General features: G+C 59.4%; 17 protein-coding genes. 3 read left to right on the top strand and 14 right to left on the bottom strand.

The features are described 5' to 3' along the window. Position 1: 1 nt before the first annotated feature. The 12 genes from holB to yceD all read right to left on the bottom strand — a co-directional run bounded on the left by holB (position 2) and on the right by yceD (position 9,738). Complete coding sequence (holB, locus tag GKN89_RS10630; RefSeq protein ID WP_074054513.1) at positions 2-1,009, bottom strand: DNA polymerase III subunit delta'; 1,008 nt, start codon at positions 1,007-1,009, stop codon at positions 2-4. After that, positions 1,009-1,647 carry a dTMP kinase gene (gene tmk / locus GKN89_RS10625; RefSeq protein ID WP_019455834.1) on the bottom strand — a complete coding sequence of 213 codons (639 nt, stop codon included), beginning with the start codon at positions 1,645-1,647 and terminating at the stop codon, positions 1,009-1,011. Before tmk ends, holB begins: the two co-directional genes overlap by 1 nt. Then, complete coding sequence (gene mltG / locus GKN89_RS10620; RefSeq protein WP_074054514.1) at positions 1,637-2,662, bottom strand: endolytic transglycosylase MltG; 1,026 nt, start codon at positions 2,660-2,662, stop codon at positions 1,637-1,639. The genes tmk and mltG overlap by 11 nt, the downstream gene beginning before the upstream one ends. A 13-nt stretch (positions 2,663-2,675) precedes the next feature. Beyond that, entirely contained in the window at positions 2,676-3,473 is a 798-nt protein-coding gene (gene pabC, locus GKN89_RS10615; protein WP_154746927.1) for an aminodeoxychorismate lyase, read from the bottom strand. 144 nt (positions 3,474-3,617) lie between these two features. Continuing rightward, positions 3,618-4,859, bottom strand: a complete 1,242-nt coding sequence (fabF, locus tag GKN89_RS10610) for a beta-ketoacyl-ACP synthase II (RefSeq protein WP_025159944.1) — start codon at positions 4,857-4,859, stop codon at positions 3,618-3,620. An 82-nt stretch (positions 4,860-4,941) separates the two neighbouring features. Beyond that, the gene (acpP, locus tag GKN89_RS10605; protein ID WP_004719003.1) at positions 4,942-5,178 is read right to left on the bottom strand and encodes an acyl carrier protein; all 237 of its coding nucleotides are present in this window, start codon (positions 5,176-5,178) and stop codon (positions 4,942-4,944) included. A gap of 154 nt (positions 5,179-5,332) precedes the next feature. Beyond that, positions 5,333-6,067: a 3-oxoacyl-ACP reductase FabG gene (fabG, locus tag GKN89_RS10600; RefSeq protein WP_004928729.1), complete on the bottom strand. Its 735-nt coding sequence runs from the start codon at positions 6,065-6,067 to the stop codon at positions 5,333-5,335. Positions 6,068-6,078: 11 nt separating this feature from the next. Beyond that, positions 6,079-7,008 carry an ACP S-malonyltransferase gene (gene fabD / locus GKN89_RS10595; RefSeq protein ID WP_074054517.1) on the bottom strand — a complete coding sequence of 310 codons (930 nt, stop codon included), beginning with the start codon at positions 7,006-7,008 and terminating at the stop codon, positions 6,079-6,081. An 18-nt stretch (positions 7,009-7,026) separates the two neighbouring features. Further along, positions 7,027-7,980 (bottom strand): beta-ketoacyl-ACP synthase III, encoded by a 954-nt coding sequence (locus GKN89_RS10590; protein ID WP_025159945.1) that lies wholly within the window; start codon positions 7,978-7,980, stop codon positions 7,027-7,029. A gap of 6 nt (positions 7,981-7,986) precedes the next feature. Next, complete coding sequence (gene plsX, locus GKN89_RS10585; RefSeq protein ID WP_025159946.1) at positions 7,987-9,021, bottom strand: phosphate acyltransferase PlsX; 1,035 nt, start codon at positions 9,019-9,021, stop codon at positions 7,987-7,989. A gap of 11 nt (positions 9,022-9,032) precedes the next feature. Then, positions 9,033-9,200, bottom strand: a complete 168-nt coding sequence (gene rpmF / locus GKN89_RS10580) for a 50S ribosomal protein L32 (protein WP_004927778.1) — start codon at positions 9,198-9,200, stop codon at positions 9,033-9,035. A 16-nt stretch (positions 9,201-9,216) separates the two neighbouring features. Further along, complete coding sequence (gene yceD / locus GKN89_RS10575) at positions 9,217-9,738, bottom strand: 23S rRNA accumulation protein YceD (RefSeq protein WP_004927780.1); 522 nt, start codon at positions 9,736-9,738, stop codon at positions 9,217-9,219. A gap of 141 nt (positions 9,739-9,879) precedes the next feature. Here yceD and GKN89_RS10570 point away from each other — a divergent pair, with 141 nt between their 5' ends. After that, positions 9,880-10,461, top strand: a complete 582-nt coding sequence (locus GKN89_RS10570; protein ID WP_063919194.1) for a nucleoside triphosphate pyrophosphatase — start codon at positions 9,880-9,882, stop codon at positions 10,459-10,461. Between the two features lie 6 nt (positions 10,462-10,467). On the opposite strand, the gene rluC is transcribed toward GKN89_RS10570, so the two are convergent. After that, complete coding sequence (gene rluC, locus GKN89_RS10565) at positions 10,468-11,427, bottom strand: 23S rRNA pseudouridine(955/2504/2580) synthase RluC (RefSeq protein ID WP_004927787.1); 960 nt, start codon at positions 11,425-11,427, stop codon at positions 10,468-10,470. A gap of 552 nt (positions 11,428-11,979) precedes the next feature. Here rluC and rne point away from each other — a divergent pair. Further along, complete coding sequence (gene rne / locus GKN89_RS10560; protein ID WP_154746926.1) at positions 11,980-15,330, top strand: ribonuclease E; 3,351 nt, start codon at positions 11,980-11,982, stop codon at positions 15,328-15,330. Positions 15,331-15,392: 62 nt separating this feature from the next. Here the strand turns inward: rne and GKN89_RS10555 are convergent, their stop codons facing one another. Continuing rightward, positions 15,393-15,680, bottom strand: a complete 288-nt coding sequence (locus GKN89_RS10555; RefSeq protein WP_019455847.1) for a putative quinol monooxygenase — start codon at positions 15,678-15,680, stop codon at positions 15,393-15,395. A 213-nt stretch (positions 15,681-15,893) separates the two neighbouring features. Here GKN89_RS10555 and pyrC point away from each other — a divergent pair, with 213 nt between their 5' ends. After that, the gene (pyrC, locus tag GKN89_RS10550) at positions 15,894-16,940 is read left to right on the top strand and encodes a dihydroorotase (RefSeq protein ID WP_074054520.1); all 1,047 of its coding nucleotides are present in this window, start codon (positions 15,894-15,896) and stop codon (positions 16,938-16,940) included. Positions 16,941-16,991: the final 51 nt, after the last annotated feature.

Raw genomic sequence — 16,991 nt, 5'->3', positions numbered from 1 at the left:
TTTACAGCGAATGAGGTTGGGAATAGCCGGCGGCGCCGAGCATCTGTTCCCAGCGAAGTAACTGTTCGGTCAGCAGCAGCTCGCGATTGACGCCCACCACGCTGAGCAGCTGGTGACGACAGTTCAGCCACTGCTGCACGATCTGCTGCAGCGAGGCGCTGCTCAGCAGGCTGGCCAACTGGTGCACCAGCGGCTGCTGATCCTGATTCAATACATAGTGATGCGCGCCCTGTTGCCACTTCATCGCGTCCACCAGCAGCGCGCACAGCCAGTGCAGGCGCTCGGCGACGTCTTCGTGGTTTAACGCCGGCAGCAGCGACAGCATATCGCGCTGCGGCAGCGCGGCGCTCAATGCAGCGCACAGGGCGCTGCGCTGTTGCCACTGCTGCGGCTGCAACAGCTGTTCGGCGGCCAGCGGCGCGCCGTCGTGCAGGCGCAGCGCCGTGAGGCGGTCCGTCTGAGATCCGGCCGCCTGTCGGCCCAGCCACTGCAGGCTGAGCTGCTCCTCCGGGCTGGCCAAATGCCAGTACAGGCAGCGGCTGCGCAGCGTCGCCATCAGCCGCGACGGCTCACGGCACCCCAGCAGGAAATAGGTTTTCTCCGGCGGCTCCTCCAGCGTTTTCAACAGCGCGTTGGCCGCCGCCTCGGTCAGCTGTTCCGCCTGAGGCAGCCAAATCACCTTGGCGCCGCCCTGCTGCGCGTGGGCATACAGCTTCTCAATCACCTGGCGAATCGGTTCGATCCCCAGGCTGCTCTTGCCCTTTTCCGGCGCCAGCACGTGATAATCCGGGTGGTTACCCGCCAGCATCAGCCGGCAGCTATGGCACTCACCGCAGCTTTTTTCACCGTTGCGCTGCTGACAGATCAACCAACGGCTCAGGCCGTAGGCCAGCGCATCGTCACCGTTGCCCGCCGCAGCGTGCAGCAGCAGCGCATGATGGCCGCGGCCCTCGGCGTACTGCCCAACCAGCTGGCGATAAGGGCCATTCAGCCACGGATACCAGTTCATTATGCGCCTTCCTGCTGCCGCAGCCACTGGCTGACGCAGTCGCGGATCGCCGCCGTCACCTGTTCCAGCGGTTGGGCGGCGTCGACGGTGACGATGGTTTCATCCTGCGCCGCCAGCTCGAGATAACGCGCGCGGGTGCGTTCGAAGAACGGCAGCGCCTCCTGTTCGATGCGATCCAGCTGGCCGCGAGCCTGTGCGCGTTGCAGGCCAACCAGCGGCGGCAGATCGAGATAGACCGTCAGGTCCGGCCGGAAATCCCCCAGCACGGTGTCGCGCAGCGAGGCCATCAGCTGCGGATCCACGCCACGGCCGCCGCCCTGGTAAGCCTGTGAAGAGAGATCGTGACGGTCGCCCACCACCCACGCGCCGCGCGCCAGAGCCGGTTTAATTACGGTCTCCACCAGCTGCACGCGCGCGGCGTACAGCATCAGCACTTCGGCCTTGATGGTCGGCAATTCGCCATCGATGCCGCGCTTAAACAGATCGCGCAGCTTTTCCGCCAGCGGCGTACCGCCCGGTTCGCGGGTGAAGACGATATCGCTGACGCCGTGTTCACGCAGTACATTGACCACCGTGTCGCGCGCGGTGGTCTTGCCCGCGCCTTCCAGCCCCTCGATAACAACGAATTTACTTTTCATTCTTTTCCTTTAACGCCTGACGGTACGCACGCACCGCCTGGTTATGGCTCGCCAGATTGGTGGTGAAGGTATGCCCACCCTTGCCATCGGCGACAAAATAGAGATAAGGCGTTTTGGCCGGATTGGCGGCCGCCTGCAGCGAGGCCTCACCCGGCATGGCGATCGGCGTTGGCGGCAGGCCGGCGATCACATAGGTGTTATAAGGCGTCGGCGTCTCCAGATCCTTGCGCGTGATGTTGCCATTATAGCTTTCGCCCATGCCGTAGATCACCGTCGGATCGGTCTGCAGACGCATGCCGATGCGCAAGCGGTTGACGAACACCGACGCCACCTTGCTGCGCTCTTCCGGCACGGCGGTCTCTTTCTCGACGATCGAAGCCATGGTCAACAACTCTTCCGGCGTTTTATACGGCAGGCTGGCGTCGCGGCCGGCCCAGGCTGCCTGCAGCGCTTTGTTCATGCGCACGTGAGCGCGTTTGAGTAGCGCAATGTCGCTCATGCCGGCGGTATACTGATAGGTATCCGGGTACAGGTGCCCTTCCGGCGTTTCGCCCGCAGGAATGCCTAGCGCGGTGGCGATCTCCGCTTCGCTCTTGTCCGCCAGAGTGTGTTTCAGGTATTTGGACTGCTGCAGCACCTGCTGCCAGTCACGCAGGCGTGAGCCTTCGATAAAGCGCGCGGTGAACTGCGCCTCTTTGCCGCTGGCCAACAGCTTCAGCATCTGGCGCACCGTCATGCCCGGCGTGAAACGGTAGGTACCGGCCTTGAACTCCGCCAGCTCCGGCTCCAGTTTCAGCAGCCACTGGAACCAGCGGCCGTTGCGCACCAGTTTATCGCGCACCAGCAACCCTTCCAGCGCCACCCGGCCGGTGCCGGCAGGCAGTTTGAAGATAGTCTCTTGCTGGATGGCCAGCGGCGTATCGGCAAAGCGTTCGATCTTCTGGTAGCCCCAAAACAGCAGCGCCAATGCCAGAACAACAATAACAGACAGGACCTTCAGCTTTCTTTTCTTCATCAATCAGCCATGGTTAACAGTGTGGACGCAAAAAATCATACAGCTGGCGCGAATGATAACGCCATGATTGGGCAACGTTTACCGGCAGCAGCGGCATCAGCGCGTTGCTCACCAGAACTTCGTCAGCGTCGGCCAGCGTCTCCAGCGGTTCACTGACGCAGTGCAGACGGTATTCCGAACCGGTCAGCAGCGCGATCACCCGCCGCCGCATCAGCCCGGCGACGCCCGCCTGGCTCAGGTCCGGGGTAAACACCGCTTTTCCCTTACGCCAGAACAAATTAGCCGCACAGCATTCCACCAGCATACCGGCAGTGTCAAGCACCAGCGCCTCGTCGGCGGCCGTCTGGTCAAGATGCGCGCGGATCAGCACCTGCTCCAGACGGTTCAAATGCTTTAGCCCCGCCAGCAGCGGGTTACGCGCCAGCGCCACCGGGCTGAGCGCGAGCGTGATGCCCTGCTCGCGCCACTGCAAATAGTGCGCGGGATAGCTGCTGCGGGCGACGATGCGCGTTGGGTTTTCGCACCCCGACGGGCTGTAGCCGCGCCCACCGCTGCCGCGCGTCAGTATCGCTTTGACCACGCCGAGCGGAATTGATTCGGCCGCCTGCGCCATCTCCCGTTCGAAAGCCAGCCAATCGGTGGCGGGCAGCATCAGCCGCTGCGCCGCTTGCTGCAGCCGCTCCAGATGCCAGGGCAGCAGCTCGACTTTGCCGTCGATAACCCGGGCGGTAGTAAAGCAGCCATCGCCGAATTGCAGGCCGCGATCGCTCGGCGCCAGCGTATCGTGGCGTTGTCCGTTAATCCAATACATGCTTCCTCCTGTTGCCGGCTGATGACTTGACGCTCGCAGAATAGCAGGCGATGAAGCGATGTGCAGCCCCGCAGAGAGTCAGGCGTCAGACGTAAAAAAGCCCGGTTAAAAAACCGGGCTTTCATCAGCAGTCGACCGTGCGAGTTACACTCGGCGGAAGATCAGCGAGCCGTTGGTGCCGCCGAAGCCGAAGGAGTTACACAGGGTGAACTCCATATCGCTGACCTGGCGCGCTTCGTGAGGCACGAAGTCCAGATCGCAACCTTCATCCGGGTTATCCAGGTTGATGGTTGGCGGTACCGCCTGATCGCGCAGCGCCAGCACGGTGAAGATGGACTCGATCGCGCCTGCCGCACCCAACAGGTGGCCGGTCATCGATTTGGTCGAGCTCACCAGCACGCGCTGGGCATCGGCGCCAAATACGGATTTCACCGCCTGCGCTTCCGCCTGATCGCCCGCCGGCGTAGAGGTGCCATGTGCATTGATGTAGCCGATTTGTGACGGGGTCACACCGGCGTCAAGCAGGGCATTCTCCATCGCCAGCGCAGCGCCAGCGCCGTTTTCCGGTGGAGAAGTCATGTGATAGGCATCGCTGCTCATCCCAAAGCCAACCACTTCGGCGTAGATTTTCGCGCCGCGTTTTTTCGCGTGTTCGTACTCTTCCAGCACCATCATGCCGGCGCCGTCGCCCAACACGAAGCCGTCGCGGTCTTTATCCCACGGACGGCTCGCCGCCTGCGGGTTGTCATTACGGGTGGACAGGGCGCGCGCTGCGCCAAAGCCGCCGACGCCCAATGGGGTGCTGGCTTTCTCTGCCCCACCGGCCAGCATCACGTCAGCATCATTGTAAGCAATGATACGCGCCGCATGGCCGATGTTGTGCACACCTGATGTACAGGCGGTGGCGATGGAAATGCTTGGGCCACGCATGCCGTACATGATTGTCAGGTGGCCTGCAATCATATTCACGATGGTGGATGGCACGAAGAACGGACTGATTTTCCGTGGGCCACCGTTAACCAGTGAACTGTGGTTTTCTTCAATCAAACCCAGGCCGCCGATGCCGGAACCGATCGCGGCTCCAATGCGGGTAGCGTTAGCCTCGGTGATGTCCAGACCTGCATCCTGCATGGCTTGCATGCCGGCAGCGATACCGTACTGGATAAAGGCGTCCATCTTGCGCGCATCTTTGCGAGAGATGAAATCCTCAGAATTAAAATTCTTTACCAGGCCAGCAAACTTGGTCGCATAGGCAGTGGTATCGAAATGGTCGATCAGGCTGATGCCACTCTGACCGGCAAGAAGAGCGTTCCACGTGGACTCTACCGTATTGCCGACAGGAGACAACATGCCCAGTCCGGTCACAACTACTCGACGCTTAGACACGTTTGTCCTCCAGGGAGGGAAAAATATGACACTAGGGATAGAAAAAACTTAGGCGGTCGAACGACCGCCTAGATATGTTCTCTTACTGCTGGCTAGCGTTGATGAAATCAATAGCTGCCTGAACAGTAGTGATCTTCTCAGCTTCTTCGTCTGGAATCTCGGTGTCGAATTCTTCTTCCAGTGCCATTACCAGCTCAACGGTGTCAAGAGAATCAGCGCCCAGATCTTCAACGAAAGAAGCGTTGTTCAAAACTTCTTCCTGTTTAACACCCAGTTGCTCAACAATGATTTTCTTAACGCGTTCTTCGATAGTGCTCATACTCTTAAATTTCCTATCAAAACTCGCTTTCGCGATGGTTTTCGTAGTGTATAAAATGCTGAAAAAGATGCAACTAAATCCCGGCTGGTCAAACCACGATTTTACGCTATTTTGCGGTTTTTGCCTCAAATAACGCAAATGGTTTTCGCATTTTTTAAATCATGTACATGCCGCCATTGACATGTAACGTTTCACCGGTGATATAGCCGGCCTCATCAGAGGCCAAAAATGCAACAGCGCTGGCGATTTCTTTAGCATCGCCCAGCCGGTTGGCTGGAACTGATGACAAAATGCCTGCGCGTTGATCATCTGTCAACGCCCGTGTCATGTCCGTCTCAATAAAGCCAGGTGCCACGACGTTGACCGTAATGCCACGCGAAGCAACTTCACGTGCCAAAGATTTGCTAAAACCAATCAGGCCGGCTTTAGCCGCCGCGTAGTTCGCCTGCCCTGCGTTCCCCATGGTACCGACAACGGAACCGATGGTGATGATACGGCCAAACCGCTTTTTCATCATAGCGCGCATTACCGCTTTTGACAGACGGAATACGGAAGTCAGGTTGGTGTCGAGGATATCCTCCCACTCATCATCCTTCATGCGCATCAGCAGGTTATCACGCGTAATGCCGGCATTATTCACTAAAATGTCGATTTCGCCAAATTCGGCGCGAATCGATGCCAGCACGCTGTCGATAGATTGCGCATCAACAACGTTCAACATAAACCCTTTGCCGTTTGCGCCCAGGTAGCCGCTGATCGCTTCAGCGCCGCTCTCGCTGGTCGCGGTGCCGATCACTTTGGCGCCGCGTGCCACAAACGTTTCTGCAATAGCTCGGCCAATACCGCGGCTCGCGCCGGTGACCAGAACGATTTTACCTTCGAAGCTCATCATTTTCCTCTTTATTGTTCAAGCGCCGCCGACAGGCTGGCGGTGTCGTTCACCGCCGCAGCCGTCAGGGTGTCAACAATACGTTTAGTCAGGCCGGTCAGCACTTTGCCCGGCCCCACTTCCAGCAGCGACGTCACTCCCTGTGCTGCGATAAATTCTACGCTTTCGGTCCAACGCACCGGGCTGTACAGTTGACGCACCAGCGCGCTGCGGATCGCTTCAGGATCGTTTTCGGTACGCACGTCGACGTTGTTCACCACCGGCACCTGCGGCGCGTTGAAGGTGATGTCCTGCAGCGCCACGGCCAGCTTGTCGGCGGCCGGTTTCATCAGTGCGCAGTGCGAAGGCACGCTCACCGGCAGCGGCAGCGCGCGTTTGGCGCCGGCGGCTTTACAGGCGGCGCCTGCGCGTTCAACCGCTTCCTTGTTGCCGGCGATAACCACCTGGCCCGGCGAGTTGAAGTTGACCGGTGAAACCACCTGCCCTTGCGCGGACTCTTCACACGCCTTGGCGATCGCGTCGTTGTCCAGGCCGATGATGGCGTACATCGCACCGGTGCCTTCCGGCACCGCTTCCTGCATCAGCTTACCGCGCAGCTCGACCAGACGGATCGCCGCCTTGAAGTCCAGCACGCCGGCGCAGACCAGCGCCGAGTATTCGCCCAGGCTATGGCCCGCCATCAGCGCCGGCGCTTTACCGCCCTGCTGCTGCCAAACGCGGAAAATCGCCACCGAGGCGGCCAGCAGCGCCGGCTGGGTCTGCCAGGTCTTGTTCAGCTCTTCCGCCGGGCCTTGCTGCACCAACTGCCACAGATCGTAACCCAGGGCGGAGGAAGCCTCGCCGAAGGTCTCTTCGACGATCGGGAACTGTGCGGCCAAATCGGCCAACATGCCAACGGTCTGCGACCCCTGGCCCGGGAAAACAAAAGCAAATTGCGTCATTTTTTCTTCCTGTCCAAATCAGAAACGAACCAGCGCCGAGCCCCAGGTAAAGCCGCCGCCGAAGGCTTCCAGCAGCACCAGTTGGCCGCGCTGAACTCGCCCGTCGCGCACTGCTTCGTCCAGTGCGGAAGGCACCGAGGCGGCGGAGGTGTTGCCGTGACGATCGAGCGTCACCACCACTTTGTCCATCCCCATGCCCAATTTTTTCGCCGTTGCGCTGATGATGCGCAGGTTGGCCTGGTGCGGCACCAGCCAATCCAGCTCGCTGCGGTCCAGATTATTGGCCTGCAGCGTCTCGTCGACGATACGCGCCAGCTCGGTGACCGCAACCTTGAAGACTTCGTTGCCCGCCATGGTGACATAGGCCGGCTTGTCTTGATTCTGACGATCCTTGTACGGCAGCGTCAGCAGGCCGCCGTAGCTGCCGTCGGCGTGCAGATGGGTGGACATGATGCCCGGCTCTTCGGAAGCCCCCAGCACCACCGCCCCTGCGCCATCGCCAAACAGAATGATGGTGCCGCGATCTTCAGGATCCAGCGTGCGTGACAACAGATCTGCGCCGATCACCAACGCATGTTTGACCGCGCCGTTTTTCACGTACTGATCGGCCACGCTGAGCGCGTAAGTAAAGCCGGCGCAGGCCGCAGCCAGATCGAACGCCGCGCAGTCCTTGATACCCAGCATGTCTTGCACCAGGCACGCCGCGCTCGGGAACGCGTGCGTATTCGTGGTGGTCGCCACCACGATCAGCCCGATGTCTTCTTTAGCCACACCTGCCATTTCCAGCGCTTTTTCAGCGGCCTGGAAGCTCATCGTCGCAACGGTTTCATCCGCAGCGGCGATACGGCGTTCGCGAATACCGGTACGCGTGACGATCCACTCGTCAGAGGTATCCACCATTTTTTCCAAATCAGCATTGGTGCGCACTTGTACGGGCAAATAACTCCCCGTACCGAGAATCTTTGTATACATGTACGATCAGTCACTCTTAGGTAATACAGCCTCAAGGCGCGCAGCAATCCTTTCCGGGACTTGCCGCTGCACCGCCTGCACAGCCTGTTCGATTGCGACTGCAAACGCGTGAGGGTTCGCAGCGCCGTGGCTCTTGACTACGGTGCTGCGCAATCCTAACAGACATGCGCCATTATACTGGTCGGGGTTCAGGTGGCCGAACCGCTTAACCACCCGTTTTTGCAGCCAACGGCCCAACAATTTCAGCCACCAGGCTCGCTTGTTTCCGTCGCCGGACGATTTCAGCAGCGATAAGAACACCCTGACCACCCCTTCCATGGTTTTCAGGGTGACGTTGCCCACGAAGCCGTCGCAGACCAACACGTCGGTCTTGCCGGTGAGCAGCTCGTTTCCTTCCAGATAACCAATATAGTTGATTGCCGGCGTATTTTTTAGCACAGCGGCCGCTTCGCGGATATTATCCAGGCCTTTGGTCTCTTCTTCGCCAATATTCAGCAACGCCACTCGCGGTTGTGCAATGCCGATCACCTCTTCCGCCATCACCGCGCCCATCACCGCGAACTGCACCAGCATGGTGCTGTCGCACTCGACGTTGGCGCCCAAATCCAGCACCACGGTTTTGCTGCGTTGCTGATTCGGGATCACCGTCATCAGCGCCGGGCGTTCGATGCCTTCCAACGGCTTGACCAGCAGCTTCGCCAACCCCATCAACGCACCGGTATTGCCGGCACTGACGCAGCCCTGCGCGTTGCCGCTGCTGAGCTGTTCGAGCGCAATGCGCATCGATGTGCCGCGGCTGGCGCGTATCGCTTGTGAAGGTTTGGCGTCGCCGGCGATCACCGACTCGGCGGGCACGACTTGCAGACGCTCCAGAAGAACCGGATCGGCGTGGGCAAGCAAAGGGGAGATGACGTCGGGATTGCCGACCAGCAGGAGATGAAGCTGTAAATTAGAGGCCAGTGCCTGCAACGAAGCAGGCACTGTGACGCAGGGACCGAAGTCCCCGCCCATTGCATCTAACGCCAGGGTTAGACGAGTCAAGGTATCGCTACTTAGCCGATAACCTTGCGACCGCGGTAGAAACCGTCGGCAGTGATGTGGTGACGACGGTGAGTTTCACCGGATACTTTGTCTACAGACAGAGTAGTCGTGGTCAGAGCATCGTGAGAACGACGCATGCCACGCTTGGAACGGGTTGGTTTATTCTGTTGTACGGCCATGGACCTTACTCCTCAATTACTTACGCTTTAAACTGGCTAATACGGCAAACGGATTCGGTTTCTCCGCCTCAGGAGGCAGTTGGCCAAATACCATGTCCGCTTCGGACACTTCACAGTGTTCAGATTCATGTACCGGAACGACAGGCAGTGAAAGAATAATTTCGTCTTCAATCATTGCCAACAGATCGACTTCGCCAAACTCGTCAACTTCGATCGGTTCGTACGCTTCCGGTAATGCCTCAGCCTGCTCATCATTGACGACCGGGCTAAAACAATATGTTGTGTGGACCTGATGTTCGAACGGGACTCCACAGCGTTGGCACATCAACGTTACCGTGACGTCCGCATGCCCTGTTATCACCGCGAGGCGCTGATTGTCGATATTAAACGACAACGACACCTCGACATCACTGTCCACACTGACCACGGAGTCGGCAACACGAGTAACCTGCTCAGGCGCATAGACACCAGCATAGTCCAGGCGTTTCTGAGCGGTACGTACCGCATCAATGGTCAAGGGTAATTTTACCTTTTGCATAGGGCGCGCATATTAACTTTGTAACGACATAGAGTCAAAGAAAAAGGCCGTAAAACGGCTCCTTTCACCAATATTCGCTTCCACAGCGGCCGACAGTTTAAAATGCCGTACCCATTTACGCTACGGTTTGCGAAAAAAATTATGCAGAGATTGCTTTTAGCCTCCACCTCCCCCTATCGAAAAATGCTGCTGGAGAAGCTGCAACTGCCCTTCGACTGCGCCGCGCCGCAGGTGGATGAAACGCCACTGCCGGGTGAAAACGCCGAAGCGCTGGTGCTGCGCCTGGCGGCGGCGAAGGCGCGGGCGCTGGCCCTCGCCTATCCCGAGCATCTGATCATCGGCTCCGATCAGGTCTGCGTGATCGACGGCGCCATCACCGGCAAGCCGCATACCGAGGAAAACGCCCGCGCGCAGCTGCGCAAGGCCGCCGGCCAGGCCGTGACCTTCTATACCGGCCTGGCGCTGTACAACGGCCGCAGCAAACAGCTGCAGGCTCTGTGCGAGCCTTTCCACGTACATTTTCGCGCGCTGAGCGAAGCGGAGATCGCCGCCTATGTGCGTCTGGAGCAACCGCTGAATTGCGCGGGAAGTTTCAAAAGCGAAGGATTGGGGATCGCGCTGTTCGACAGGCTGGAGGGCCGGGATCCGAATGCCCTGATCGGCCTGCCGTTGATCGCGCTGTTGGATATGTTGCGGGCTGAAGGCGTCAACCCGCTGGTCTGATGCGGATTACTTGGCCGCCTGCCGGCGCAGCACCTGCAGGCAGTGGCGCAGTTCTTCGTCCATCGGCGCTTCGATGCGCATCGTTTCGCCGGTGGCCGGATGCTCAAAGCGCAGCGCCGCAGCGTGCAGGAACAGACGTTTCAGGCCGGTGCCCGCCAGTTGACGATCGAACTCGCGATCGCCATAGCGATCGTCAAAAGCGATCGGGTGCCCGGCATGCAGGGTGTGCACGCGGATCTGGTGGGTGCGCCCGGTGATCGGGCTGGCCTTCACCAGGGTGGCGAACTCGTAACGCTCTTCCACCTTGAAGCGGGTTTCCGAAGGCTTGCCTTCGCTATTGACGCGCACGATGCGTTCGCCGCTTTGCAGAATGTTTTTCAGCAGCGGCGCCTGTACGGCCTTGCAGTGGGATTGCCACTGGCCGCGCACCAGCGCCAGATAATCCTTCTGCATGCCCTTCAGCCGCAGTTGCTCATGCAAAGAGCGCAGCGCGGAACGCTTCTTGGCCACCAACAGCACGCCGGAGGTGTCGCGATCCAGGCGATGCACCAGCTCGAGGAAGCGAGCCTCGGGGCGCAGCGCCCGCAGCCCTTCAATCACGCCGAAGCTCAGGCCGCTGCCGCCGTGCACCGCAGTGCCGGAAGGCTTGTTGAGGATCAGCAGGTGGTCGTCTTCATACAGAATGCAGTCGGCCAACGCGGCCACCTTATCCAGCTTGGCCGACACCGGCGCCTCTTCGCGTTCGGCCACGCGCACCGGCGGCACGCGCACCACGTCGCCGGCCGCCAATTTGTATTCGACCTTGATGCGCCCTTTATTGACCCGCACCTCGCCTTTACGCACGATGCGGTAAATCATGCTCTTCGGCACGCCTTTCAGGCGAGCGAGCAGAAAGTTGTCGATTCTCTGACCGGCTTCGTCGTCAGAAATCGTGATGAATTGTACTGCTGGATTGTTCGTTTTCATGGTGCGGGATTCTAAATAGAGCGCGTGAATAGCGCCACATCTTTTTCTGTGCTTAACTGTCTCTCTGACGGCGGGCGAAACCCCAGCGGACAATAAGGCAGCAAGCCGATTTGAACGTTTGCGATTTCTTCCGCAGTTAAGGAAAAGTCACCTTGCTATAACGGCATCAGCAGTGGAATAATGCAGTCACTTTCCGCGTTGATTCTCGTTAAACAGGGAAAACGGTGGAATTATAAAATTTGTCTGATCGCGCAAAAACGCAGCAATGGCGTAAGACGTAATGCGAAATCAAACAATTAGCGGGCTGCGGGTTGCAGCTTGGCCGGCAAATGGAATCAGATCTGTCGACGTAAATCAGAGGCTATTCCCCTAGTAAAAGTGCTGCCTTTCACAAAGAAAGGCAGGCTTACCGAGATAATGCGCCCCTATGCAGGCGACAACCGTGAGGTTGACGGCTTTGCGAGAAGACACGGGGCTTTCGGTTTAACTCCGGCCATGAGGTTATTTTGCCCGCAGCTTTGTCGATAATGTAAAAATAACGAGTAAGTTAAGATGAAAAGAATGTTGATTAACGCAACTCAGCAGGAAGAGTTGCGTGTTGCCCTCGTAGATGGACAGCGGCTGTATGATTTGGATATCGAAAGTCCGGGTCATGAGCAGAAAAAAGCGAATATTTACAAAGGCAAAATCACCCGCATTGAACCAAGTCTTGAAGCAGCGTTCGTGGACTACGGCGCAGAACGACATGGTTTCCTCCCTCTTAAAGAAATCGCCCGCGAATACTTCCCTAGCAATTACTCTTCCCATGGCCGCCCGAACATCAAAGATGTGCTGCGCGAAGGCCAGGAAGTCATCGTTCAGGTAGACAAAGAAGAACGTGGCAACAAAGGCGCCGCCTTGACCACCTTCATCAGCCTGGCGGGCAGCTATCTGGTGCTGATGCCGAACAACCCGCGCGCCGGCGGCATTTCTCGCCGCATCGAGGGTGACGATCGCACCGAGCTGAAAGAAGCGCTCTCTTCGCTGCAACTGCCGGACGGCATGGGCCTGATCGTTCGCACCGCGGGCGTAGGCAAATCCGCCGACGCGCTGCAGTGGGATCTCTCCTTCCGCCTGAAGCACTGGGAAGCGATTAAAAAAGCCGCCGAAGGCCGCCCTGCGCCGTTCCTGATCCATCAGGAAAGCAACGTTATCGTGCGCGCCTTCCGCGATTACCTGCGCCCGGACATCGGCGAAATCCTGATCGACAACCCGAAAATTCTCGATCTGGCCAAAGAGCACATCGCTGCGCTGGGCCGCCCGGATTTCAGCAGCAAGATCAAACTGTACAGCGGTGAGATCCCTCTGTTCAGCCACTACCAGATCGAATCGCAGATCGAATCCGCCTTCCAGCGCGAAGTGCGCCTGCCGTCCGGCGGTTCGATCGTCATCGACAGCACCGAGGCGCTGACCGCCATCGATATCAACTCCGCGCGCGCAACCCGAGGCGGCGACATCGAAGAGACGGCGTTCAACACCAACCTGGAAGCGGCGGACGAGATCGCGCGCCAACTGCGCCTGCGTGACCTCGGCGGCCTGATCGTCATCGACTTCATCGACATGACGCCGGTACGCCACCAGCGCGAAGTGGAAAACCGCCTGCGCGACGCCGTGCGTCAGGACCGCGCGCGCATCCAGATCGGCCGCATCTCCCGCTTCGGCCTGCTGGAAATGTCGCGTCAGCGCCTCAGCCCGTCGCTGGGCGAGTCCAGCCACCATGTGTGCCCGCGCTGTAACGGCACCGGCACCATTCGCGACAACGAATCGCTGGCGCTGTCCATCCTGCGTCTGATCGAAGAAGAAGCGCTGAAGGAAAACACCAAAGAAGTTCACGCTATCGTGCCGGTTCAGGTCGCTTCGTACCTGCTGAACGAAAAGCGCGAATCCGTCAGCGCGATCGAAAAACGCCAGGGCGGCGTGAAAGCCGTCATCGTGCCGAACGATCAGATGCAAACCCCGCACTACTCGGTGCTGCGCGTGCGTAAGGGTGAAGAGACTTCCACCCTCAGCTACCTGCTGCCGAAGCTGCATGAAGAAGACATGGAGCGCCCGCTGGAAGATGCGCCGATGGAACGCAAGCGTCCGGAGCAACCGGCCCTGGCTTCCTTCTCGCTGTCCGCCGATGCGCCGCCGCCGGCTGAAGAGCCTGTCGCCGTGGCCAAACCTGTCGCTGCAGCCGCCAAGGCTAAAGCCGCAGCGCCGGTCGCCGCCAAGCCAGGCTTCCTGGGCCGCCTGTTCGGTGGTCTTAAGAGCCTGTTCGCCGGTGAAGAACAACCTGCCGTCGAAGAAGCCAAACCGGCCGAAACGCCGAAAGCGGAAGGCAACGGTGAAAACCGTCGTCAGGATCGTCGCGGTCAGCGCCGCCAAGGCACCGGCCGTAAAGAGCGCGGTGAGCGTGGCGATCGTCCGGAACGCGGCGAGCGTAAAGAGCGCGGTGAAGGCCGTGACAATCGCGAGCGCGACAACCGTGAACCGCGTGAGAACCGTGAAGGCCGTGAATCGCGTGAATCCCGCGATGAGCAGCGCCGTAACCGCCGCAACCAGCAGCAGAACGCGCCGGTAGCTGAGGAAACCGCAACGGAAGAAAGCGCTAAAGCGCCGCGCGAAGATCAGCAGCAGCGCCGTGAGCAGCGTGCTGAACGCCAGCGTCGTCGTCAGGAAGAGAAACGTCAGGCTCAGCAGGAAGTGAAAGCGCTGGAAAGCGTTGAAGCGGTCGAGAGCACCGACGAAGAGCAGGAAGAACGCCAGCAGCAGAACATGCAGCGCCGTCAGCGCCGTCCACTGTCGCAGAAAGTGCGTATCCTGTCTGCGGAAGAAGAACTGCAGCGTGCAGCGGAAGAGCTGTTGGCGCCGAAAGCGCCGGTAGCGAAAGCCGAAGACGCGCAGCCGACTGCCGACGACAGCGTCAAGCTGCTGCCGGAAACCGTTGCTGCACAACCGGAAGACGATGCCCAAGGTGAAAACCGCGGCAACGGCGAAGGCATGCCGCGCCGTTCCCGTCGTTCACCGCGTCACCTGCGCGTCAGCGGCCAGCGTCGCCGTCGTTACCGCGATGAGCGTTACCCGCTGCAATCCCCAATGCCGTTGGCGGGCGCCTTCGCTTCGCCGGAAATGGCGTCGGGCAAAGTGTGGGTGAGCTACCCGGTCGCTCAGGTTGAAGAAGCCGAAGTGCAGACCGAAACCGTAGAACAGGCAGCGGCACCCGTTGTCGCCGCAGCGGTTGAACAGCACAGCGTTGCCGTGGAAGAAGCGCAGATCGTGGCCAGCGTCAACGAACCGGCACCAGAAGCCGCCGCTGAAACTGTTACCGTCGCCGTAGCGGAAGAAGCCGCAGTCGTTGCTACCCCGGCCGAGGAAACCCCTGCGCCGGTAGCAGCAGCGCCGGCAGCTGTCGCGGTTGAAGAGCCGAAAGCGGAAGAAACTGCCCCGGCAGTGGAAGCCGAGCCGGTAGCTGAAACCGTTGCGGCAGAACCTGTGGTTGAAACTGCCGCACCAGCGGAAGAGGCCCCTGTGGCCGTCGCTGCGCCGGTAGAAGCTGCGCCTGTGGCAGAAACAGCGCCTGCAGCCGCCGCCGTGGAAGTGGCCCCGGAGGAAAAAGCTCCTGCGACTATCGCCGCTGAACCTGTGCCTGCGGTTGTTCAACAACCAACGCCGGTGAAAGCCGTGCAGGACGTGCTGTACAAGCACATCGCCACTGCGCCGATGACTAAAGCGCCTGCGCCTGCCTACGTGCCGGAAGAACGCAAGCACAGCGACTGGCAGCGCCCTTCCTTCAACTTTGAAGGCAAAGGTTCCGCCGGCGGTCACTCGGCGGTGAGCCAGGCGACCGCGCCGGCCACCAAGCCGCAGCCGGTTAACGAATAAGTTAATCTGCAACCCTAAAAAAAACCCGCCATCGGCGGGTTTTTTCTTGGCTGCAAAAAGGTTCAGGCGATCTTCTTCAGCTTTTTGATGTCCAAAACATCCAGCTTGCCATCGAGCCGGCTGACGAACTGCTGAAAATGCGCCGTCTTATTATGCTTATCCAGCGCTTCGCTGCTGGCCCAGCGCTCGAAGAACACGAAGACGCCCGGTTTTTCCAGGTCGCGATGCAAATCATATTGCAGATTGCCCAACTCCTGGCGGCTAGGCTCGAGTATGTCGTGCACCGCTTCGCTGACGGCGGCCTCAAATCCCGCTTTTGCTTGCAGGGTGGCGATAACGCGTACTTCCATTGTTTTCTCCCTTTCCACTTGATGGCAGTCGACCCTAATCATGTCGGCATCGTTGAAATCCCTGCCACTATGCGCCTGCTGGCACATTGATTTCAACTTGTCGGCAACAAACAGATGCATCTGCGGCACTTTCCGCTTATCCTTACACCCCGGCGTGAATAAACCCATTATTCGCTTTTCATTAGACGTATTTGACCGCCGGAGCCTAGCTAGATGACCGCACAACCTCAAGTTCTGAAAATCCGCCGCCCAGACGACTGGCATATTCACCTGCGTGACGATGAGATGCTGAAAACCGTGGTGCCCTATACCAGCCAGGTATTTGGCCGGGCGATCGTGATGCCGAACCTGGTTCCGCCCGTAACGACCGTGGCCGCCGCGCGCGCCTACCGCGATCGCATTCTGGCGGCGGTTCCGCAGGGCCACAATTTCACTCCGCTGATGACCTGCTACCTGACCAACTCCCTGGCGGCCAGTGAACTGATCAACGGCTTCGAGCAAGGGGTGTTTACCGCCGCCAAGCTGTATCCGGCCAACGCCACCACCAACTCCAGCCACGGCGTCAGCGACGTGACCGGCATTTACCCGTTGTTCGAGCAGATGCAAAAAATCGGCATGCCGCTGCTTATCCACGGCGAAGTGACCGATCCTGCCGTCGATATCTTCGACCGCGAGGCGCGCTTTATCGAACAGGTGATGGAACCTATTCGCCGTCACTTCCCGGAACTGAAAATCGTCTTCGAGCACATCACCACCAAAGAAGCGGCTCAATACGTGCAGGCAGGCAACCGTTTCCTCGGCGCCACCATCACGCCGCAGCACCTGATGTTCAACCGCAACCACATGCTGGTCGGCGGCATTCGCCCACACCTGTTCTGCCTGCCGATCCTCAAGCGCAATGTGCATCAGGAAGCGCTGCGCCAGGCGGTGGCCAGCGGCTCGGACCGTTTCTTCCTCGGCACCGACTCTGCGCCGCACCTCAAGCATCGCAAGGAGTCCAGCTGCGGCTGCGCCGGCTGTTTCAACGCACCGAATGCCATCCCGGCTTACGCCGCCGTTTTCGAACAGCTCGGCGCGCTGGAGCACTTCGAGGCCTTCTGTTCGCTCAACGGCCCGCGCTTCTACGGCCTGCCTCTCAACGAAGACTTCATCGAGCTGCAGCGCGTGCCAACCACCCAGCCGGAAGCGATCGCCCTGGGCGATGAGTCCGTCATCCCCTTCCTGGCCGGCGAAACCTTAAGCTGGTCGTTGAAAGACTGATATTTTTGCTTTCCCTACTTGCTCCCGCTCGCGGTTAACTGTATAAATAAA

The organism is Serratia sp. YC16, assembly GCF_009707615.1.
GTDB lineage: Bacteria > Pseudomonadota > Gammaproteobacteria > Enterobacterales > Enterobacteriaceae > Serratia > Serratia surfactantfaciens.
Note: the sequence above shows the minus strand (reverse complement) of the source record. Positions and strands in the feature narration are given on the sequence as shown.

Coding starts and splice junctions, on each gene's coding strand:
- rluC (WP_004927787.1), bottom strand. CDS start 11,427: ATGAAAACGAACAATCCAGCAGTACAATTCATCACGATTTCTGACGAC.
- yceD (WP_004927780.1), bottom strand. CDS start 9,738: ATGCAAAAGGTAAAATTACCCTTGACCATTGATGCGGTACGTACCGCT.
- pabC (WP_154746927.1), bottom strand. CDS start 3,473: ATGTATTGGATTAACGGACAACGCCACGATACGCTGGCGCCGAGCGAT.
- rne (WP_154746926.1), top strand. CDS start 11,980: ATGAAAAGAATGTTGATTAACGCAACTCAGCAGGAAGAGTTGCGTGTT.
- fabG (WP_004928729.1), bottom strand. CDS start 6,067: ATGAGCTTCGAAGGTAAAATCGTTCTGGTCACCGGCGCGAGCCGCGGT.
- tmk (WP_019455834.1), bottom strand. CDS start 1,647: ATGAAAAGTAAATTCGTTGTTATCGAGGGGCTGGAAGGCGCGGGCAAG.
- pyrC (WP_074054520.1), top strand. CDS start 15,894: ATGACCGCACAACCTCAAGTTCTGAAAATCCGCCGCCCAGACGACTGG.
- GKN89_RS10555 (WP_019455847.1), bottom strand. CDS start 15,680: ATGGAAGTACGCGTTATCGCCACCCTGCAAGCAAAAGCGGGATTTGAG.
- GKN89_RS10590 (WP_025159945.1), bottom strand. CDS start 7,980: ATGTATACAAAGATTCTCGGTACGGGGAGTTATTTGCCCGTACAAGTG.
- fabD (WP_074054517.1), bottom strand. CDS start 7,008: ATGACGCAATTTGCTTTTGTTTTCCCGGGCCAGGGGTCGCAGACCGTT.
- GKN89_RS10570 (WP_063919194.1), top strand. CDS start 9,880: ATGCAGAGATTGCTTTTAGCCTCCACCTCCCCCTATCGAAAAATGCTG.
- rpmF (WP_004927778.1), bottom strand. CDS start 9,200: ATGGCCGTACAACAGAATAAACCAACCCGTTCCAAGCGTGGCATGCGT.
- acpP (WP_004719003.1), bottom strand. CDS start 5,178: ATGAGCACTATCGAAGAACGCGTTAAGAAAATCATTGTTGAGCAACTG.
- holB (WP_074054513.1), bottom strand. CDS start 1,009: ATGAACTGGTATCCGTGGCTGAATGGCCCTTATCGCCAGCTGGTTGGG.
- mltG (WP_074054514.1), bottom strand. CDS start 2,662: ATGAAGAAAAGAAAGCTGAAGGTCCTGTCTGTTATTGTTGTTCTGGCA.